This window comes from Streptomyces sp. NPDC007157 (assembly GCF_040634235.1).
GTDB lineage: Bacteria > Actinomycetota > Actinomycetes > Streptomycetales > Streptomycetaceae > Streptomyces.
The window spans coordinates 144,886-162,730 of the sequence record NZ_JBEYFE010000022.1 but is presented as its reverse complement, the minus strand read 5'-3'; the positions used below and the strand labels follow the sequence as shown (position 1 = coordinate 162,730).

The following is a 17,845-nucleotide window of genomic DNA, read 5'->3' as shown; positions in this document are numbered from 1 at the left end:
CTGACAGGGGTGGCGGCCGCCGGCGGTCACGTGTGGGCGCTGATCACACCGCCGGCGCTGAGGACGACGTAGACACGGTCCACCTCGACACCGGCGTCGTGCTCGTTCGCGTCGAGCGTGGCGGACACGCCGCCGGCGTCGCCGAGGATCCGGGCGCGGTAGTGGCCCTCACCGGCCTTGGTGACCTTGGCCGTCCAGCCGCCCATGAGCCGGAAGGTGCCCGGCCCCTCGTGTCCGCCGCCCATCCAGGACTGCACCCGGCCGTCCGGCGTGAGCACGATGAACATGTCGTTGGCGTCGAGCCCGGCGTCGTGGCGATTCGCCTCCATCGTGGCCAGCACGTCACCGCGGTGGACCATCTTGAGCCGGTAGTGCCGGGCACCGAGCTTGTAGATCTCGGCCTTGCTGCCGTCGGGCAGGGGCTGGGTGCGGACGGGGGATGCCGCCGTGGCCGCCGTGGCGGCGCCGGCGTCGCCGCCGCCGCTGTGAAAGGCGGTCAGCGACAGTGCCGCTGCGGCGACGACGGCCAGCAGACCGGCGGAACGGGCGGTACGGCGGACACGGTTGACGGTCATGATGAAAGCTCCCCATGGGCTGTCAGAACGGGCTGTTTCACGACACCCCATGAGATGGCGGCGGGACAGGCGCCGTTCACCCGGGTCTGTCCGCATTCGGTAACAGGCCGACCGGGTGCGGCTCTTGCGCCCGTCGTGGTCACCGGGGCCGATAGGCGGTGGCCAGTACGGAGACGGTGACCCGGTCCGGCAGGAGGAGGCCGTCCCCGGTCAGGTCGGCACCGTTCACATGCCGTGCGCTCGGCGTCATCCCCACCAGGTCCAGGACCTGCCGCCCCGACAGGTCCACCGGGTACTCGACCCGCTCCGTGACGACGGCCTCGAAGCAGGGGGCCAGCGCCCGGTGCAGGCGCTGCTCCTTGGCCGGGTCGACGGTGATCGTTCCGGGCACCCGGCCGTACAGCTCGGCCAGGTGCCGCACGGTGGGACGGACCACGATCAGCCGGCCCTCCGGGCGGAGCACCCGGCGGAACTCGGCCGGATTGCGCGGCGCGAACACGTCGAGCACGATGTCGGCAGCCCCGTCGGCGAGCGGGAAGCGACGGAAGACGTCCCAGGCCACCGCGGCGCCCCGCTCGTGGGCCCGAGCGGCCGAGCGCAGCGCGCGCACCGACGTGTCCAGGCCCAGACCGTGGGCGCCGGGCAACCGGTCCAGAACACCGGCCAGGTAGTAGCCCGTTCCGCACCCGACGTCCACGACCGTGCCCGGCCGCGGGGCCGAGTCGGCCGCCAGGCGGGCCACGGTCCGCCGGATGCGGGCGTAGCCGCCGGTGGCCAGGAAGCGGTCCCGGGCCCGGACCATGGCACCGTCGTCGCCGCTGGTGGCCCGGCCGCCGGTGAGGAGACCGGCGTAACCGTGCCGGGCGATGTCGAGGCACCTGGCCGCACGAGCCCGCCGCCGTCGACCGCCACGCCACCGCGGGCCGCTCCTGGCGCCTCAGCCTCTCGGCCGACGGCGCACGGGTCTCGGTTCACGTGGGGGGACGCCGGATTGCCGCCCTTCAAGATGGCGACGATGAACTCGCGGGACCCTGGGAACGGTGGTGTTCGACCCCGGGACGGCCGTCGAAGTGGTCCACGTCGACGACCGCCTGGGCGAAGGCGGTTGGTGCCTCCTGCGGCATGTCATGGCCGACGCCCTCGAGTGCGCGGTGGGCGTACCTGCCCGTGAACCGATCGCGGTACGACGCCCCGTTGCCGGGCGCGGTGAACGGGTCGCGCTCGGGGTCGATCGTGATCGTCGGCACTCCGATCACGGGGCGCGTGGCGAGTACCTTCTCGTACCGGTCGTATCGGCGTTCGCCGTCGGCGAGCCCCAGCCGCCAGCGGTAGTTGTGGATGACGATCGCCGCGTAGTCGGGATTGTCGAATGCGGTGGCCGTCCGCTCGAACGTGGCGTTGTCGAAGTGCCAGGTGGGAGAGACCTCGTCCCAGACGAGCCGGCACAGATCATGCCGGTATGTCTTGTCCTCCATGGCGAGGCGACCCCGCTCGGTGCTGAAGTAGTACTGATACCACCAGGTGTGTTCGGCCTTGGGGGGCAGAGGCTTCTTCTGCGCCTCGACGTCGGTGATGAGGTACCCGCTCACGGACACCAGGCCTTTGACGCGTTCGGGCCACAGGGCCGCGATGATGTCGGCGGTGCGTGATCCCCAGTCGAAGCCGGCGAGAAGGGCCTGCTGGATCTTCAGAGCATCCATCAGGGCGACGATGTCCAGGGCGATCGCCGACTGCTGGGCGTTGCGGACGGTCTTGGCGGACAGGAAGCGCGTGGTCCCGTGACCGCGCAGGTAAGGGACGATGACCCGGTAGCCCTGCGCCGCGAGCAGCGGGGCGACGTCCACGAAGCTGTGGATGTCGTAGGGCCAGCCGTGCAGGCAGATGACGACGGGGCCGTGCGCCGGGCCCGCCTCGGCGTAGCCGATGTCCAGCACGCCCGCCTTGACGTGCTTCAACTTGCCGAAGGACGTATGCGTGCCCGGTGTGACCATGGGCACCGTGGGCGTCGGGGGCACCGTCGGGGTCGGAGGGTCGCCCTCCGCCTGGTGGGCGGACGCGGCCTTCGCGCTTGCCTGGAGTCCGGCCAGCGTGGCCGCGCCCGTGCCGACGGTCTTGTTGAACGTGCGCCTGTTGATCATGAGAGACCCCTCCCTCGCAGTGGCCATCACCGGTCAGACAGGTGATCAATTGTCGCTTGCTTCCGGCCGGGGAGCACCTTCGACGGCCGGTCGGGCAGGGCGAGATCACCGACCAACTTCCTCTCTGCTGATAGCCCCTGCCTTCCATCACAGGTCAGCGGTCCGCGCCATGGGAACGGCGTCCGGCACGCGAGTGGTACGTAGTGGACCGGTCGGCTAGCTTCGATCGTGTGCCACGGATCGGTGACCGCTTCCGATCCAGTTCCTCAGGAAGATGCGCCACCGGTGCGTACAGCCCTGTCTCCCCGGCCGCCCTCGCCGTCGGGGCCATGTTCCCCTCGAACCCGGAGTGAAGCGATGAACGACAACAGTCGTCAGCACGGCATCCACCCCTTCCCGGCCGGTATGCAGTCGCGCGAGATCGAAACCAACGGCGCCACGATCCATGTACGCGTCGGCGGGCAGGGTCCGGCGGTGGTCCTGCTGCACGGCTTCGGCACGACAGGCGACATGTGGGGCCACCTGGCGAACGCACTCGTCGAAGACCACACGGTCATCGCACCCGACCTGCGCGGGCTGGGCCTCTCCTCGAAGCCCGACGGCGGCTACGACAAGAAGAACCAGGCGGCGGACGTGTGGGGCGTCCTGGACGCCCTGGGCGTGCGAACGATCGAACTGGTGACACACGACATCGGCATCATGGTCGGCTTCGCGGCCGTCGCCACCCACCCCGAGCGCGTCAGCCGATGGGTGGCGATCGACGCGCCGCTGCCCGGCATCGGACCCTGGGACCAGATCACCCAGGACCCGGCCATGTGGCACTTCGGCTTCGGAGGTCACGACATGGAGCGGCTGGTCGACGGCCGCGAACGCATCTACCTCGACCGCTTCTGGAACGAACTCTCCGTCGTCCCGGAGCGGTTCGACGAAGCCAAGCGCCAGCACTACGCGGCGCTCTACGCACGACCCGGCGCCATGCGAGCGAGCTTTGCCCAGTTCCTGGCGTTCGCCCAGGACGCGGACGACAACAAGAAGTTCCTCGCCCAGGGCAAGCTTCAGATGCCGGTCCTGGCCTTCGGCGGCGAAGCCACCTTCGGCCCCGGCATCGGCGAGGTGCTGCGGTGTGTCGCCGATGACGTCGAAGACGCGGTCATCCCGGACTGCGGGCACTGGATCACCGAAGAGCAGCCGCAGGCGACGACCGACCTGGTCGTCGACTTCCTGCGCCGGGCGCGCTGAAAGGCGGTCGCGCCGAGGAAAGTGGTGAAGGCTCCGGCCGGGAAGGTGAGGGTGGCTCTGGCCGGGGCCTTTGAGTAGCAGACGGCTGTGTGGGTGGGGGTGATGGCTGTCTCCACGCACTCGTTGCCATCCCCCGGGCCCGAGTAGGACGACTTCCGCCTCGCAAAGCCGTCCAAGTCGAAAGGGGAACCGCCGGAGCCGCCCGTGCCGTTGGAGGGACTCGGGGAGGCGGAGGAGGGGCGGGGGCCGGCGCTGGTGCGGGCCTGTTCGGATCTGTGGGGACGGCAGCCGCTGTCGAGATACGGCAACCGGGGCAAGTACGTGTGGTGCGAGCCGGCCGCCGCGTAAAAGGCAGTCCACTTTGTCGTGACTGGCCATGTCCCGGCCGTACGGGCGCCCGTTGTGATGGGGCCGACTCCGTCACCGAGAGGCCGTGATGACCATGCCGCCCCGCAACCGCCCGTTCGTCCAGGTCGACGTGTTTTCGCCAAGTCCCTATCGCGGCAACCCGGTCGCGGTCGTCCTCGACGGGGCGGACCTGGAAGACGAGGAGATGCAGCGGCTGGCGCGGTGGACCAACCTGTCGGAGACCACGTTCGTGGTGGCCCCCACCGTCGCGGAGGCGGACTACCGGCTGCGGATCTTCACGCCCGACGGTGAGCTGCCGTTCGCCGGGCACCCCACCCTCGGCTCGGCGCGCGCCTGGCTGGACGGCGGCGGTGTGCCGCGGCGCGCCGACCGCATCGTGCAGGAGTGCGGCGCCGGTCTGGTCACCGTGCGCCGCGACGACGGCGTGCTGGCCTTCGCCGCGCCGCCGCTGGTGCGGGACGGCGCGCTCGACGACGGATACCTGGCAGAGATCGTGGCCGCGTTCGGCATCGGACGTGACCGGGTCCTCGCCCACCAGTGGGTCGACAACGGGCCGGGCTGGGCCGTGCTCCGGCTGGCCACCGCCGAAGAGGTGCTCGCCCTTGAACCCGACCTCTCCCGCATCCCGACCGCGATGGTCGGCGCGATCGGGGCCTACCCCGACGGTTCCCCGCACGACTTCGAGATGCGGACGTTCGCGCCCCGCTGCGGAGTGCCCGAGGACCCCGCCTGCGGCAGCATGAACGCCGCCGTCGGGCAGTGGCTCACCGCCACCGGCGCGGCCCCCGCCGCCTACCGGGTCTCGCAGGGCGCGCGGGTGGGACGGGCCGCGACCATCGAGGTCACCGCCGACGCGGACGGCACCGTGTGGGTGAGCGGTGCCACGACCGTCTGCGTCCGGGGCACCATCACTCTTTGACGAGCACAGGATTGCGCGATTCGCACCTCTAGCACAATCCTGGACCCCACTCCACGCGCAATATGCTGCCAACATTGCTCGGATGCGCCCGCTTTCGCGGTTCGGTCGGCCACGCTCGACGGTGTCGTACCGACGGACCACGGAAGGGCACGCAACCATGCCGGGCAACAGCACAGTCACCGTCCACGCCGATCGCGAGGTCCTTCCACAGCGCGCCGTGGCACCGCCCATCTACCAGACGGCGGCCTTCTCGGCCCCGGACGGCGAGACGTTCGCGCGGGCCGCCGTCGACCCGCGCGGCCAGGACTTCTACACCCGTTTCGGCAACCCGAACCACGCGCAGGTCGCGGCCGTCGTCGCGGAACTGGAGGGGACCGAGGCGGCCATGGTGACCGCGTCCGGGATGGCCGCGCTCACCACCGCCGTACTGGCCCTGGTGTCCGCCGGTGACCATGTCATCGGGCAGCGGTCCACCTACGGCGGTACCGCGTCGGTCCTGCTCAACCTGCTGCCCCGGTTCGGCGTGTCGACCACACAGGTCGACCAGACCGACCCGAAGGCGTTCGAGAAGGCGCTGACCCCGCGGACCCGCCTGATCCTGGTGGAGACCCCGAGCAATCCGCTGCTCCAGATCACCGACCTGCGCGCCGTAACGGACCTGGCCCGCGCGCACGACGTACCGACCATGGCCGACAACACCTTCGCCACCCCGCTGAACCAGCGCCCGGCGGACTTCGGCGTCGACCTGATCTGGCACAGCGCGACCAAGTACCTCAACGGCCACACCGACGTCTCCGCCGGAGTGCTGGCCGGCCCGGCCGAACTCCTGGACCGGGTCTGGGACACCGGTCTGCTCACCGGAGCCGTGCTCGGGCCGTTCGACGCGTGGCTGCTGCTGCGCGGCATGCGCACCCTTCCGCTGCGGATGCCCCGGCACAACGCCAACGGCCAGGCGCTCGCGGAGGCCCTGCACGCCCACCCCGCCGTGCGCCGGGTGCACTATCCCGGCCTGGCCTGCCACCCGCAGCACAAGCTGGCCACGAGCCAGATGAACGGGTTCGGCGGAGTGCTGAGCGTCGAGTTCACCGGCGGCTTCGAGGCGGCCGACGCGTTCCTCGGCCGGCTGCGCTACGCCCGCCGGTCGGCCAGCCTCGGCGGCGTGGAATCACTGGCCGTGCACCCGGCGTCCATGTGGCGCGGCATGCTCAGCGACGACCAACTCGCCGCCGCGGTGCCGCCGGGCCTGGTCCGGCTGGCCGCGGGCGTGGAGGACACGGCCGACCTGGTCGCCGACGTGATCACGGCGGCCGACGCGGTGGCCGCCACCGCCTGAACGGTCCCGGGCTTCACGCGGTGCGGGCGGAGAGCGTCTTCATCGTGACGTAGCTGCTGACCGTGGCGACGCCGGGCAGGTCGGCCAGCCGGTTGGCGTGGAACTCCTCGTAGGCCGGCAGGTCGGCGACCTCGACCTGGAGCAGGTAGTCGTAGTTGCCGGTGACGTGGTGGACGTGGACCACCTCGGGCAGCTGGACGACCGCGCGTTCGAACGCGGCCACGTCGCCGCGGTTGTGCCGCATCAGGCGGACGCCCGCGAACACACGGAGGCTACGGCCGAGGGCCGCGGGGTCGATCTCCGCCCGGTAGCCGCGGATCACCCCGGTCTCCTCGAGGCGGTGCACGCGCCGCAGGCACGGTGACGGCGACAGACCGACCCGCGCGGCGAGCTCGGCGTTGCTGATCCGCCCGTGCTTCTCGAGCACGGCGAGGATGGACCGATCCACATCATCCATAGGGGCAGATTATTGCCCGGGAACGAGGCCTACCACAATTCTCCGCCCCCTTGGCCGCGCAATTTCCTGCCGACGTTGCCGGGATCGGCCTCCATCGACACGCCGCTCGGCAAGACTTGTCCGCATCGTCAATCCGGGCAGACAACCACTTTTCGTAGAGGAGCTTTCTGATGAGGATCCTGCTTGCCGGCGGCACCGTGGTCAGCATGGACCCGGCCGTCGGCGATCTCGAACGCGGTGACGTGCTGATCGAGGACGGCGTGATCGTCGAGGTGGCCGAGGCGATCAACGCCCCGGACGCCGAGGTGATCGACGCGACCGACCGGATCGTGATGCCCGGCTTCGTGGACACCCACCGGCACACCTGGCAGACCGCGTTCCGCGGCATCGGCGCGGACTGGACGTTCCCCGAGTGGGCGCAGGCCATGCACCGGACGCTGAAGCCCCGCTACCGGCCCGAGGACGTCTACCTGGGCACCCTGCTCGGCCGCCTCGAGGCCCTGCACTCCGGTGTGACCACGATGCTCGACTGGTTCCACTGCGCGCAGAGCCCCGAGCACGCGGACGCCGGTGTCGCGGCGCTGCGGGACGCGCCGGGGCGGTCGGTCTTCTGCCACGGCGCGGGATGGGGCACCGCCGACCCGGTCGAGGCCGAGATCCGCCGCGTGCGGTCCGCGCTTCCCGGCGACGACACCCTGGTCACCATGGCGTTCGGGCTGCGCGGTGCGGAGGACACCGCCATGGACACCGTCGCCGAGGAGCTGAAGCTGGCGGCCGAACTGGGCCTGCGGACCAGCCTGCACGTCGAGTCCGAGGGAATCCGGCGCCCGGTCGCCGACCTGCACGAGCACGGGCTGCTGCGGGACACCACGACGTTCGTGCACGCGAACGGGATCGGCGACGACGAGCTGCGGATGCTCGCCGACGCCGGCGCCACGGTGTCCATCAGCCCGGACGTCGAGCTGAAGATGGGGTTCGGCCGGCCGATGACCGGCCGGATGCTGGCCGCGGGCCTGCGCCCGACGCTCTCCATCGACGACGTCCCGTCGGTCGGCGGCGACATGTTCTCCACCATGCGCACCACCTACGTCGTACAGCGCGGCCTGGACGGCGGACTCGACTCCCGTGACCTGCTGGAGTTCGCCACCGTCGACGGCGCCCACGCCCTGGGCCTCGCCGCCCGCACGGGCAGCCTCACGCCCGGCAAGGACGCCGACGTGATCCTGTTGCGCACCGACGACATCACCGTCTTCCCGGTCACCGACCCCGCCGGCACGATCGTCGCCGCCGGTCACCCCGGCCTGGTCGACACGGTCCTCGTCGCGGGCCGCGTCGTGAAGCGGGACGGCGTGCTGGTCGACGTGGACCTGCGGTCGCTGCGCACCCGTCTGCGGGAGTCCCGCGACCGGGTCGCGGCGGCCGCCGGCGTCCCGCTGGACGGCACTTGGCGCCCAGAGCCGAACACGACGTGACCGCAGTGGCCGGATCCGGACGGGTGGCGCGGAGACGGGGCCCCGACGGCCGGGCAGCGGGGGGTGTGCTGTTGGCCGAAACAGCCCGCAGGACCGGCTCGCGTCACGCGATGATGCTGATCACCAGCCACCTGTACGCATCACTGGGGGAGTTCTTGTGAGTCCGAGTCCGCGCGAGGTGTTTCTCCGGCTTGTCCACGGGGTCGCCGACGGGAACTTCGGGGAGTTGCCCGACCTGTACGGCGAGCTCACCGACGTCCGGCATCCGATGGCGACGCCGGAGTCCGAGCCGTTGACGAGCCGGCGTGCGCTCCGGGAGCACTTCACGGTGCCGCCGGAGGTTCGGGAGTCCCAGCCGAAGAGGCGGGTCGCCGATGTCGTGGTGCACGAGACCGCCGACCCCGAAGTGATCGTCGCCGAGTTCGCCTACGAGTTCACGGCGCCGGACGACTCCACGGCCAAAGTGCCCTGCGTCTTCGTCATGCGTGTCCGGGACGGTCGGATCGTCGAGTCCCGCGACTACATCGACCCGATCCGCACGTACACGGCGCGCGGGGACCTCGACCTCCTCATCACGGCGTTGCGGAAGGATGTCTCCTGAGGCGCTCCTGAAGCCCGTCCGACAGATCAGGTCGCAGGAAATCGGCGATGCCTCATCGATGTGCCGGCGGCCTGCGAATGTAATTTCCCCGTGCGGCCCGGGTGGCGGGATCCGCGGTGGGCGGTGAAGGTGGGCGGCGGGAACTTTTTCGCGCGCAGGGAGAACCTGAGATGCCCGAGATCACCACTCCGTACGCGACCGGCACCCCGTGCTGGGTCGACCTGATGGCGCAGGACCAGCAGGCGGCGCTGGACTTCTACCGTGACCTGTTCGGCTGGCAGGGCGAGGTCGGCCCGGGTGAGTTCGGCGGGTACGCCGTCTGCACGCTGCGGGGCAAGCCGGTGGCCGGGATCGGTCCCGCCATGGCGCCCGAGGGGCAGCCGGAGCCGCCGACCGTCTGGACCACCTACCTGGCCAGCACCGACGCGCCGGCCACCCAGGACGCGATCGTCTCGGCGGGCGGCACCCTGCTGGCCCCGGTGATGGACGTCGGCGGTCTCGGCCGGATGCTGATCGCCGCCGACCCGCAGGGCGCGGTGTTCGGGGTGTGGCAGCCGGGCGAGTTCCACGGCGCCGGGCTGGTCAACGAGCCGGGCACGCTGATCTGGAACGAGCTGAACACCAGCGACGTACTCGGCGCCACCGGCTTCTACGGCGAGTCCTTCGGCATCGAGATCCAGCCGATGGAGGGCGCCGACGGGGACTACTGGTCGCTGAACATCGGCGGCAAGGGCGTCGGCGGCGCCGCCCAGCTCGGCGACGACCGGCCCGGCGTTCCGCCGCACTGGCTGACGTACTTCGCGGTGGACGACGTCGACTCCACGGTGGACGCGCTGGTCAAGCGCAACGGATCAGTGCTGGCACCGCCGTTCGAGATGATGGCCGGCCGGATGTCGGTGGTCGCCGACCCGCAGGGCGCGACCTTCGCGGTCTTCAAGCCGAAGCCGATGTAGGACGCGGTCGGTGGCTCGACTGGGCCCTGACAGCGCCGGGTTCGGCCCCCTTCCGCCCTCCGTACGACCCTGGACACCCCTGAGGTGACCGGTGCACGGACGGTGGAAGGGGATGGGGATGGGCGCGGGAACCGAGCACGCGGGCCGCGGTTCCGGCCGCCGCGTCCGGCGAGGGCCGCACCGGCCGGAATAGCCGTGCGGCCGACGCGTGTTGGGCGGTCATGACGACGAATGCGCCGCGCCCCGAGGTCCTGCGATACACCGCCTTCTCCGGCCGCCCCGAGGGCGGGAACCCCGCCGGTGTCGTACTGGACGCCAAGGGCCTGGACGACCAGGACATGCTGGCGATCGCCGCCGACCTCGGGTACTCGGAGTCCGCGTTCCTGACCGCGTCCGAGCAGGAACGGTCGTACGCCATCCGCTACTTCAGCCCGAAGGCCGAGGTGCCGTTCTGCGGGCACGCCACCGTCGCGACCGCGATCGCGCTCGCCGAGCGGATCGGCCCCGGCGAGCTGGTGTTCGCGACGCGCGCCGGTACCGTGCCGGTGAAGGTGACCGACGAGGGCGGGACGGTCACGGCCACCCTCACCAGCGTCGAGCCGCACGTCGAGGAGGTCGCCGACGCCGACCTCGCGGAGGCGCTCGCCGCGCTCGGCTGGCCGGCCGCCGATCTCGACCCGGCGTTCCCGCCCCGGATCGCCTTCGCCGGCGCCCGCCATCTCGTGCTCGCGGCGGCGACCCGGGCGCGCCTCGCGGATCTCGCCTACGACTTCGCGCGCCTCGAAGCGCTGATGCACCGCCTGGACCTGACCACGGTCCAGTTGGTGTGGCGGGAGTCGGCCACCGTCTTCCACGTCCGCGACCCGTTCCCGGTCGGGGGCGTCGTCGAGGACCCGGCGACCGGTGCCGCGGCCGCCGCGTTCGGTGCCTACGCCCGTGAGCTGGGCCTGGTCCCCGAGGAGGCCGTCCTCACCCTGCACCAGGGCCAGGACCTGGGTCGCCCCGGCGAACTCACGGTGACCCTGCACGCGGGCGACCCGCGCGTCCGCGTCAGCGGCACGGGAACCCGCATCGGCTGACGGAAACCGAGCAGGCCGGCCCGAGTCACGATTCGGTTTCGGCCATCTCCCACCTCTTGCCTCTCCGCCGTGTAATCGATTCCAATCCTCGGTACGCAGTGCGTGTAATCGATTCCATGAGTTCCACGAGGAGGTGGAGCGGCGATGGCGAGTATCAAGGACGTGGCCGCCGCGGCGGGCGTTTCCGTCGCCACGGTGTCCCGTGTCCTGAACGACCATCCGTCGGTCAGCGCCGACGCCCGTACCCGTGTGCTGGCCGCCGTCGAGACGCTGGGCTACCGCCCCAACGCCCTCGCCCGCTCCCTGCGCACCGACCAGACCCGCACCCTCGGCCTGGTCATCAGCGACGTACTCAACCCGTACTTCACGGAGCTGGCCCGCTCGGTCGAGGAAGAGGCCCGCGCGCACGGCTACAGCGTGATCATCGGCAACGCCGACGAGCGGCCCGAGCTGCAGGACCATCACGTACGGACGCTGCTCGACCGCCGTATCGACGGGCTGCTGGTCTCCCCCACCGACGGCGGCTCCCCGCTGATGCTGGAGGCGGCGCGCGGCGGGACGCCGATGGTGTTCGTCGACCGGTGGATCCCCGGCGTCGACGTGCCCGTGGTGCGGGCGGACGGACAGGCCGCCGTACGGGATCTCGTCGCGCATCTGCACGGGCTGGGGCACCGGCGGCTCGCGATCATCGCGGGCCCCGCGGCCACCACCACCGGCAGTGAGCGGGTGCGGGCCTTCCGGGAGGCGCTCGCCGAGTACGGCGTCCCCCTCCCCGACGCCTACATAGGCCAGGGCGACTTCCAGGCCGAGAGCGGGCGGCGGGTCACCGAGGGCTTCCTCGACCTGCCCGAGCCGCCCGAGGTCGTCTTCGCCGCCGACAACCTGATGGCGCTCGGCGCGCTCGACGCCGTACGCGCGCGCGGCCTGCGGGTGCCGGACGACATCGCGCTCGCCGCGTTCGACGACATCCGGTGGTTCGTGCACACCGATCCGCCGGTCACCGCGATCGCCCAGCCGACCGGCGAGCTGGGACGCGCCGCCGTGCGCGCGCTGATCGACCGTATCGAGGGGCGGCCTCCGCAGTCCGTCACCCTCCCCGCCCGGCTCGTCGTCCGCCGCTCGTGCGGCGCGAACCGTGGCCAGAACCAGACCCCTGTGCAAAGGAGCACGTCGTGAGCGACCCGGACGAGTTGCTGCGCATCGAGGACATACGGAAGTCCTTCCCCGGCGTGGTCGCGCTCGACGGCGTCGACTTCGATCTGCGCCGGGGCGAGGTGCACGTACTCCTCGGTGAGAACGGCGCGGGCAAGAGCACCCTCATCAAGATGCTCTCCGGCGCCTACACGCCCGACGAAGGGCGGATCCTGGCCGGTGGCGAGGAGGTGCGCATCCATGGTGCGCAGGACTCCGAGCGCCTCGGGATCGCCACCATCTACCAGGAGTTCAACCTCGTACCCGATCTCACGGTCGCCGAGAACATCTTCCTGGGCCGGCAGCCGCGCCGCCTCGGGATGATCGACCGGAAGCGGATGGAGGCCGACGCCGAGGTCCTGCTCAAGCGGGTCGGGGTGAACGTCTCACCCCGCGCGCGGGTGCGTGAACTCGGTATCGCCCGCCTCCAGATGGTCGAGATCGCCAAGGCGCTCAGCCTGGACGCGCGGGTGCTCATCATGGACGAGCCGACCGCCGTGCTCACCTCGGAGGAGGTGGAGAAGCTCTTCGCGATCGTGCGGCAGTTGCGGGCCGACGGGGTGGGGATCGTCTTCATCACGCACCACCTGGAGGAGATCGCCGCTCTCGGGGACCGGGTGACCGTGATCCGCGACGGGAAGTCCGTCGGGCAGGTGCCCGCCGCCACCCCGCAGGACGAACTGGTCCGGCTCATGGTCGGACGCTCCATCGACCAGCAGTACCCGCGCGAGCGGGCCGAGACCGGTGCCGCGCTGCTGTCCGTGGACGGGCTGACCCGGGACGGCGTCTTCCACGACGTGAGCTTCCAGGTGCATGCCGGTGAGGTCGTCGGCATCGCGGGCCTGGTGGGCGCCGGTCGCACGGAGGTCGTGCGGGCCGTGTTCGGCGCCGACCCGTACGACAAGGGGGCCGTGCAGGTCTCCGGTACGGCGCTGAAGCGGCACGACGTCAACGCGGCCATGGCCGCCGGGATCGGGCTCGTCCCCGAGGACCGAAAGGGGCAGGGGCTGGTCCTCGACGCGTCCGTCGAGGAGAACCTCGGCCTGGTGACCCTGCGCCGGGCCACCCGGGCCGGGATCGTCGACCTCAAGGCGCAGCATGTCGCCGCCGAGCGGATCGCCGGGCAGCTGGGCGTGCGGATGGCCGGGCTCGGTCAGCACGTGCGCACGCTCTCCGGCGGCAACCAGCAGAAGGTCGTCATCGGCAAGTGGCTCCTCGCCGACACCAAGGTGCTGATCCTCGACGAGCCGACGCGCGGTATCGACGTCGGCGCCAAGGTCGAGATCTACCAGCTGATCAACGAGCTGACGGCCGCCGGGGCCGCCGTACTGATGATCTCCAGCGACCTGCCCGAGGTCCTCGGGATGAGCGACCGGGTGCTGGTGATGGCCCAGGGCCGGATCGCCGGCGAGCTCTCCGCCGACCAGGCCACCCAGGACTCCGTGATGGCCCTCGCCGTCTCCACCCCCACCACCACAACCGACAAGGAGGCCGGACGTGGCCACTGACACGCTCAAGAGCGGGAACGCGGGCGCCGGTGGCGTCTCCGGCGTGCGCCGGCTGCTCCTCGACAACGGCGCGCTGACCGCGCTGATCGTCCTCGTCATCGCCATGTCGGCGCTGTCGGGGGACTTCCTCACCACCGACAACCTGCTGAACGTCGGCGTCCAGGCGGCCGTGACGGCCATCCTCGCCTTCGGTGTCACGTTCGTGATCGTCGCGGCGGGCATCGACCTGTCGGTCGGCTCGGTCGCGGCCCTGTCGGCCACCGTGCTGGCCTGGAGCGCCACCTCGCACGGGGTGCCGGTCTTCCTGGCCGTGGTGCTGGCCGTCGCGACCGGCATCGTGGCCGGTCTCGTCAACGGCTTCCTCATCGCGTACGGCAAGCTGCCGCCGTTCATCGCCACCCTGGCCATGCTGTCGGTGGCCCGCGGTCTGTCGCTGGTGATCTCCGAGGGCTCCCCGATCGCCTTCCCCGACTCGGTCTCGCACCTCGGTGACACGCTCGGCGGCTGGCTGCCGGTACCGGTCCTCGTCATGGTCCTCATGGGGCTGATCGCCGCCTTCGTGCTCGGCCGTACGTACATCGGACGCTCGATGTACGCGATCGGCGGCAACGAGGAGGCCGCCCGGCTCTCCGGGCTGCGGGTGTCCAAGCAGAAGCTCGCCATCTACGCGCTGTCCGGGCTGTTCGCGGCCGTCGCCGGCATCGTGCTGGCCTCCCGGCTGTCCTCGGCGCAGCCGCAGGCCGCCAACGGCTACGAACTGGACGCCATCGCGGCGGTGGTGATCGGCGGCGCGTCGCTGGCCGGCGGTACCGGCAAGGCCTCCGGCACGCTGATCGGCGCGCTGATCCTGGCGGTGCTGCGCAACGGCCTCAACCTGCTGAACGTCTCCGCGTTCTGGCAGCAGGTCGTGATCGGTGTCGTCATCGCGCTCGCCGTGCTCCTCGACACCGTGCGCCGCAAGGCCGGGGCGACCCCGGTGGCCGCCGGTACCGGGGGCAACAAGGGCAAGCAGGCGGGGACGTACGCGCTTGCGGCCGTCGTCACCGTCGGGCTGGTCGCCGCGACCTCCCTGCTGCACACCGGCTCCTCCTCCGGCAACCCGAAGATGGGCCTGTCCCTGTCCACCCTGAACAACCCCTTCTTCGTGCAGATCCGGTCCGGCGCCCAGGCCGAGGCGAAGAAGCTGGGCGTGGACCTGACCGTCACGGACGCCCAGAACGACGCCTCGCAGCAGGCCAACCAGCTTCAGAACTTCACCAGTTCGGGACTGGGCGCGATCATCGTCAACCCGGTGGACTCGGACGCGGCGAGCAACTCGGTGAAGGCCGCCGACAAGGCCGACATCCCCGTCATCGCCGTCGACCGGGGCGTCAACAACGCCAGGACCGACGCGCTGGTCGCCTCCGACAACGTCGCCGGCGGCGAGCTGGCCGCCAAGACGATCGGCGACAAGCTCGGCGGCCACGGCAAGATCGTGATCCTGCAGGGCCAGGCCGGCACCTCCGCCGCCCGGGAGCGCGCGCAGGGCTTCGCCAACGGGCTCAAGGCCTACCCCGGCATCCAGGTGGTGGCCCAGCAGCCGGCCGACTTCGACCGCACCAAGGGCCTCGACGTGATGTCGAACCTGCTCCAGGCCCACCCCGACGTCCAGGGCGTCATCGCCGCCAACGACGAGATGGCCCTCGGCGCGATCAAGGCGCTCGGTTCCAAGGCCGGCACGTCGGTTTCGGTGGTCGGCTTCGACGGCACCCCGGACGGCCTGACCGCGGTCAAGAACGGCACGCTGTACGCGTCGGTCGCCCAGCAGCCCTCCCAGCTCGGGAAGATCGCCGTGGACAACGCGCTCAAGGCGATCCAGGACAAGAAGGTCGAGTCGACGATCAAGGTGCCGGTGAAGGTGGTCACGAAGGAGAACGTGGCCGGGTTCACTGGCTGAGGTACCAAGGAGGCGGCCGGGCGACACCTGTCGTGCCCGGCCGCCTCAACTCGTTCTCTTAGGGAGTCACTTCATGTACGACTACGACCTCCTGGTCGTGGGATCGGCCAACGCCGACCTGGTGATCGGGGTCGAGCGGCGGCCGGCCGCCGGTGAGACCGTGCTCGGCGGCGACCTCGCCACGCACCCCGGCGGCAAGGGCGCCAACCAGGCGGTCGCGGCCGCCCGGCTCGGTGCCCGCACCGCCCTGCTGGCCCGGGTCGGCGACGACGCGCACGGCAGGCTGCTGCTCGACTCGCAGCGTGCGGCCGGGGTTGACACCGCGGGCGTGCTGGCGGGCGGGGCCCCGACGGGCGTCGCGCTGATCACCGTGGACCCCTCAGGAGACAACAGCATCGTGGTCTCGCCGGGCGCGAACGGCCGGCTCGCACCGGCGGACGTACAGGCCGCGGCCGGCCTCCTGCACGCCTCCCGGGTGGTCTCCGCGCAGCTGGAGATCCCGCTGGAGACGGTGGTGGAGGTGGTACGGAACCTGGCCCCCGGCAGCCGGTTCGTACTCAACCCGTCCCCGCCGCGGCCCCTTCCGGACGAGGTCCTCGCGGCCTGCGACCCGCTGATCGTGAACGAGCACGAGGCGAAGGTGCTCCTCGGCGAGGCCCCCGCGAGCGAGGAGCCGGCCGACTGGGCACGGCTCCTGCTCGCCCGGGGCCCGAAGTCGGTGGTGGTGACGCTGGGCGCGGCGGGCGCGCTGGTCGCCGACGGGCACGGGGTCGAGTCGGTCCCCTCCGTGAAGGTGGACGCGGTGGACACCACGGGCGCCGGGGACGCGTTCACCGCGGCCCTCGCGGTACGGCTCGGGGCTGGCGCGTCGCTCACCGAGGCCGCGGCGTACGCGGCCCGGGTCGGGGCGGCGGCGGTGACGAAGCGGGGCGCGCAGGACTCGTACCCGACGGCGGCGGAGGTCGAGGCGCTGTGAAGAAGACCGGGATCCTCAACCGGCATCTCTCCGGTGCGCTGGCGGAGTTGGGGCACGGGCACGGAGTGCTGGTCTGCGATGCCGGGATGCCGATCCCGCGCGGGCCGCGGGTCGTGGACCTGGCCTTCCGGGCCGGGGTGCCGTCCTTCGCCCAGGTGCTGGAGGGGCTGCTGTCCGAGCTGGTCGTGGAGGGCGCCACGGCGGCGACCGAGATACGCGGGGCCAATCCGGCCGCGGCCGATCTGCTGGACGGGCACTTCCTCGACCTGACCCTGGTCCCGCACGAACGGCTCAAGGAGCTGTCGGGGGGCGCCCACCTGGTGGTGCGCACGGGCGAGGCCCGGCCGTACGCCAACGTGCTGCTGCGGTGCGGGGTGTTCTTCTAGACGCCCGCGCCCGAGCACGCGGCGCATACGGAGCACCGGACTCCCCCTCCGCACCTGGGACTTTTCATCCCCGTGAAACGTGATGGCCGCCCTCGGCCCCGGTTGGCAATATCACTCATCACGCACGAACAGCCCCAGAAAGCTCCAGAAAGAGGGAATTCACATGAGATCCTTCCGTTTAGCCGCGGCGCTCGCCGCCACCGCCCTGGCCGCCTTCATCGGCCTCACCCTTCCCGGCAGCGCGGCCGCCGCCGACGGGCACTCCGCCGCCCCGGCCGCCAAGCCGGCCGCCGCCGCCCCGCAGGCGGTATCGGGGACGACCGCTTCCGCCTCGGTCTCCCCGCAGGCCATCGGGGACTGCCCGAGCACCTACTTCTGTTTCTGGGTCAACTCGGGCTACGGCGACGGGCCGGGCAAGTTCTCCGGCGCCAACACCAACTGGGGTGCCTACTCCCACTCCAGCTGCTCCACCGGCACGTGGAGCGACTGCGCCTCCTCGGGGTACAACCACGGGACGAGCGGCCTGGGTGTCGAGGTGTGGCGCGACATCAACTACTCCGGGCTGTCCGCCTGCCTGCCCAAGGACTGGTCCAACAGCAACTTCGCGAACCTCGTCTGGCCCGGCACCTCGACCAGCTTCAACGACTCGATCAGCAGCAACTACTGGACCTCGGCCTGCTGACCGGGCCCTCTCCGGCCACTGGATGACGGGC

General features: G+C 71.3%; 16 protein-coding genes and 3 pseudogenes. 14 read left to right on the top strand and 5 right to left on the bottom strand.

Going from position 1 to position 17,845, the window contains the following annotated elements:
- Positions 1 to 26: 26 nt before the first annotated feature.
- The 3 genes and pseudogenes from ABZ642_RS33370 to ABZ642_RS33360 form a co-directional block, all read right to left on the bottom strand.
- Positions 27 to 575, bottom strand: a complete 549-nt coding sequence (locus ABZ642_RS33370; RefSeq protein WP_360490788.1) for a hypothetical protein — start codon at positions 573 to 575, stop codon at positions 27 to 29.
- Between the two features lie 139 nt (positions 576 to 714).
- Positions 715 to 1,446 (bottom strand): annotated as a pseudogene (locus tag ABZ642_RS33365) (methyltransferase domain-containing protein); the annotation flags it as partial.
- A gap of 130 nt (positions 1,447 to 1,576) precedes the next feature.
- The gene (locus ABZ642_RS33360; protein WP_360490785.1) at positions 1,577 to 2,713 is read right to left on the bottom strand and encodes an alpha/beta hydrolase; all 1,137 of its coding nucleotides are present in this window, start codon (positions 2,711 to 2,713) and stop codon (positions 1,577 to 1,579) included.
- A gap of 357 nt (positions 2,714 to 3,070) precedes the next feature.
- On the opposite strand from ABZ642_RS33360, the gene ABZ642_RS33355 reads away from it, so the two are divergent.
- The gene (locus tag ABZ642_RS33355) at positions 3,071 to 3,952 is read left to right on the top strand and encodes an alpha/beta hydrolase (RefSeq protein ID WP_360490782.1); all 882 of its coding nucleotides are present in this window, start codon (positions 3,071 to 3,073) and stop codon (positions 3,950 to 3,952) included.
- A gap of 11 nt (positions 3,953 to 3,963) precedes the next feature.
- Here the strand turns inward: ABZ642_RS33355 and ABZ642_RS33350 are convergent.
- Positions 3,964 to 4,128: pseudogene (locus tag ABZ642_RS33350) on the bottom strand (DUF397 domain-containing protein); the annotation flags it as partial.
- A 10-nt stretch (positions 4,129 to 4,138) separates the two neighbouring features.
- On the opposite strand from ABZ642_RS33350, the pseudogene ABZ642_RS33345 reads away from it, so the two are divergent.
- The 3 genes and pseudogenes from ABZ642_RS33345 to ABZ642_RS33335 form a co-directional block, all read left to right on the top strand.
- A pseudogene (locus ABZ642_RS33345) lies at positions 4,139 to 4,300 on the top strand (ATP-binding protein); the annotation flags it as partial.
- A gap of 88 nt (positions 4,301 to 4,388) precedes the next feature.
- Complete coding sequence (locus tag ABZ642_RS33340; RefSeq protein WP_360490779.1) at positions 4,389 to 5,240, top strand: PhzF family phenazine biosynthesis protein; 852 nt, start codon at positions 4,389 to 4,391, stop codon at positions 5,238 to 5,240.
- A gap of 157 nt (positions 5,241 to 5,397) precedes the next feature.
- Positions 5,398 to 6,573 (top strand): aminotransferase class I/II-fold pyridoxal phosphate-dependent enzyme, encoded by a 1,176-nt coding sequence (locus ABZ642_RS33335; RefSeq protein WP_360490776.1) that lies wholly within the window; start codon positions 5,398 to 5,400, stop codon positions 6,571 to 6,573.
- A gap of 13 nt (positions 6,574 to 6,586) precedes the next feature.
- Here the strand turns inward: ABZ642_RS33335 and ABZ642_RS33330 are convergent, their stop codons facing one another.
- A complete protein-coding gene (locus ABZ642_RS33330) occupies positions 6,587 to 7,030 on the bottom strand; it encodes an Lrp/AsnC family transcriptional regulator (protein WP_360490773.1) in 444 nt (147 codons plus the stop codon).
- Between the two features lie 170 nt (positions 7,031 to 7,200).
- Between ABZ642_RS33330 and ABZ642_RS33325 the strand changes: the two genes are divergently transcribed.
- The 10 genes from ABZ642_RS33325 to ABZ642_RS33280 all read left to right on the top strand — a co-directional run bounded on the left by ABZ642_RS33325 (position 7,201) and on the right by ABZ642_RS33280 (position 17,814).
- Complete coding sequence (locus ABZ642_RS33325; RefSeq protein ID WP_360490770.1) at positions 7,201 to 8,502, top strand: amidohydrolase family protein; 1,302 nt, start codon at positions 7,201 to 7,203, stop codon at positions 8,500 to 8,502.
- 157 nt (positions 8,503 to 8,659) lie between these two features.
- Entirely contained in the window at positions 8,660 to 9,103 is a 444-nt protein-coding gene (locus ABZ642_RS33320) for a nuclear transport factor 2 family protein (protein WP_360490768.1), read from the top strand.
- 170 nt (positions 9,104 to 9,273) lie between these two features.
- Positions 9,274 to 10,056: a VOC family protein gene (locus ABZ642_RS33315; protein ID WP_360490765.1), complete on the top strand. Its 783-nt coding sequence runs from the start codon at positions 9,274 to 9,276 to the stop codon at positions 10,054 to 10,056.
- 221 nt (positions 10,057 to 10,277) lie between these two features.
- Entirely contained in the window at positions 10,278 to 11,135 is an 858-nt protein-coding gene (locus ABZ642_RS33310; protein ID WP_360490762.1) for a PhzF family phenazine biosynthesis isomerase, read from the top strand.
- Between the two features lie 144 nt (positions 11,136 to 11,279).
- Positions 11,280 to 12,311, top strand: coding sequence for a LacI family DNA-binding transcriptional regulator (locus ABZ642_RS33305; protein WP_360490759.1), 1,032 nt, complete (start codon positions 11,280 to 11,282; stop codon positions 12,309 to 12,311).
- Positions 12,308 to 13,834, top strand: coding sequence for a sugar ABC transporter ATP-binding protein (locus ABZ642_RS33300; RefSeq protein WP_360490756.1), 1,527 nt, complete (start codon positions 12,308 to 12,310; stop codon positions 13,832 to 13,834). Before ABZ642_RS33305 ends, ABZ642_RS33300 begins: the two co-directional genes overlap by 4 nt.
- Positions 13,824 to 15,770 carry a substrate-binding domain-containing protein gene (locus tag ABZ642_RS33295; RefSeq protein ID WP_360490753.1) on the top strand — a complete coding sequence of 649 codons (1,947 nt, stop codon included), beginning with the start codon at positions 13,824 to 13,826 and terminating at the stop codon, positions 15,768 to 15,770. Before ABZ642_RS33300 ends, ABZ642_RS33295 begins: the two co-directional genes overlap by 11 nt.
- Before the next feature lie 73 nt (positions 15,771 to 15,843).
- Entirely contained in the window at positions 15,844 to 16,746 is a 903-nt protein-coding gene (locus tag ABZ642_RS33290; protein WP_360490750.1) for a ribokinase, read from the top strand.
- On the top strand, positions 16,743 to 17,132 hold the full coding sequence (rbsD, locus tag ABZ642_RS33285; protein ID WP_360490747.1) for a D-ribose pyranase: 390 nt from the start codon (positions 16,743 to 16,745) through the stop codon (positions 17,130 to 17,132). Before ABZ642_RS33290 ends, rbsD begins: the two co-directional genes overlap by 4 nt.
- A gap of 163 nt (positions 17,133 to 17,295) precedes the next feature.
- On the top strand, positions 17,296 to 17,814 hold the full coding sequence (locus ABZ642_RS33280) for a peptidase inhibitor family I36 protein (protein WP_360490744.1): 519 nt from the start codon (positions 17,296 to 17,298) through the stop codon (positions 17,812 to 17,814).
- Positions 17,815 to 17,845: the final 31 nt, after the last annotated feature.

Coding starts and splice junctions, on each gene's coding strand:
- ABZ642_RS33310 (WP_360490762.1), top strand. CDS start 10,278: ATGACGACGAATGCGCCGCGCCCCGAGGTCCTGCGATACACCGCCTTC.
- ABZ642_RS33355 (WP_360490782.1), top strand. CDS start 3,071: ATGAACGACAACAGTCGTCAGCACGGCATCCACCCCTTCCCGGCCGGT.
- ABZ642_RS33360 (WP_360490785.1), bottom strand. CDS start 2,713: ATGATCAACAGGCGCACGTTCAACAAGACCGTCGGCACGGGCGCGGCC.
- ABZ642_RS33340 (WP_360490779.1), top strand. CDS start 4,389: ATGACCATGCCGCCCCGCAACCGCCCGTTCGTCCAGGTCGACGTGTTT.
- ABZ642_RS33280 (WP_360490744.1), top strand. CDS start 17,296: ATGAGATCCTTCCGTTTAGCCGCGGCGCTCGCCGCCACCGCCCTGGCC.
- ABZ642_RS33315 (WP_360490765.1), top strand. CDS start 9,274: ATGCCCGAGATCACCACTCCGTACGCGACCGGCACCCCGTGCTGGGTC.
- ABZ642_RS33325 (WP_360490770.1), top strand. CDS start 7,201: ATGAGGATCCTGCTTGCCGGCGGCACCGTGGTCAGCATGGACCCGGCC.
- ABZ642_RS33335 (WP_360490776.1), top strand. CDS start 5,398: ATGCCGGGCAACAGCACAGTCACCGTCCACGCCGATCGCGAGGTCCTT.
- ABZ642_RS33330 (WP_360490773.1), bottom strand. CDS start 7,030: ATGGATGATGTGGATCGGTCCATCCTCGCCGTGCTCGAGAAGCACGGG.
- ABZ642_RS33305 (WP_360490759.1), top strand. CDS start 11,280: ATGGCGAGTATCAAGGACGTGGCCGCCGCGGCGGGCGTTTCCGTCGCC.
- ABZ642_RS33370 (WP_360490788.1), bottom strand. CDS start 575: ATGACCGTCAACCGTGTCCGCCGTACCGCCCGTTCCGCCGGTCTGCTG.
- ABZ642_RS33290 (WP_360490750.1), top strand. CDS start 15,844: ATGTACGACTACGACCTCCTGGTCGTGGGATCGGCCAACGCCGACCTG.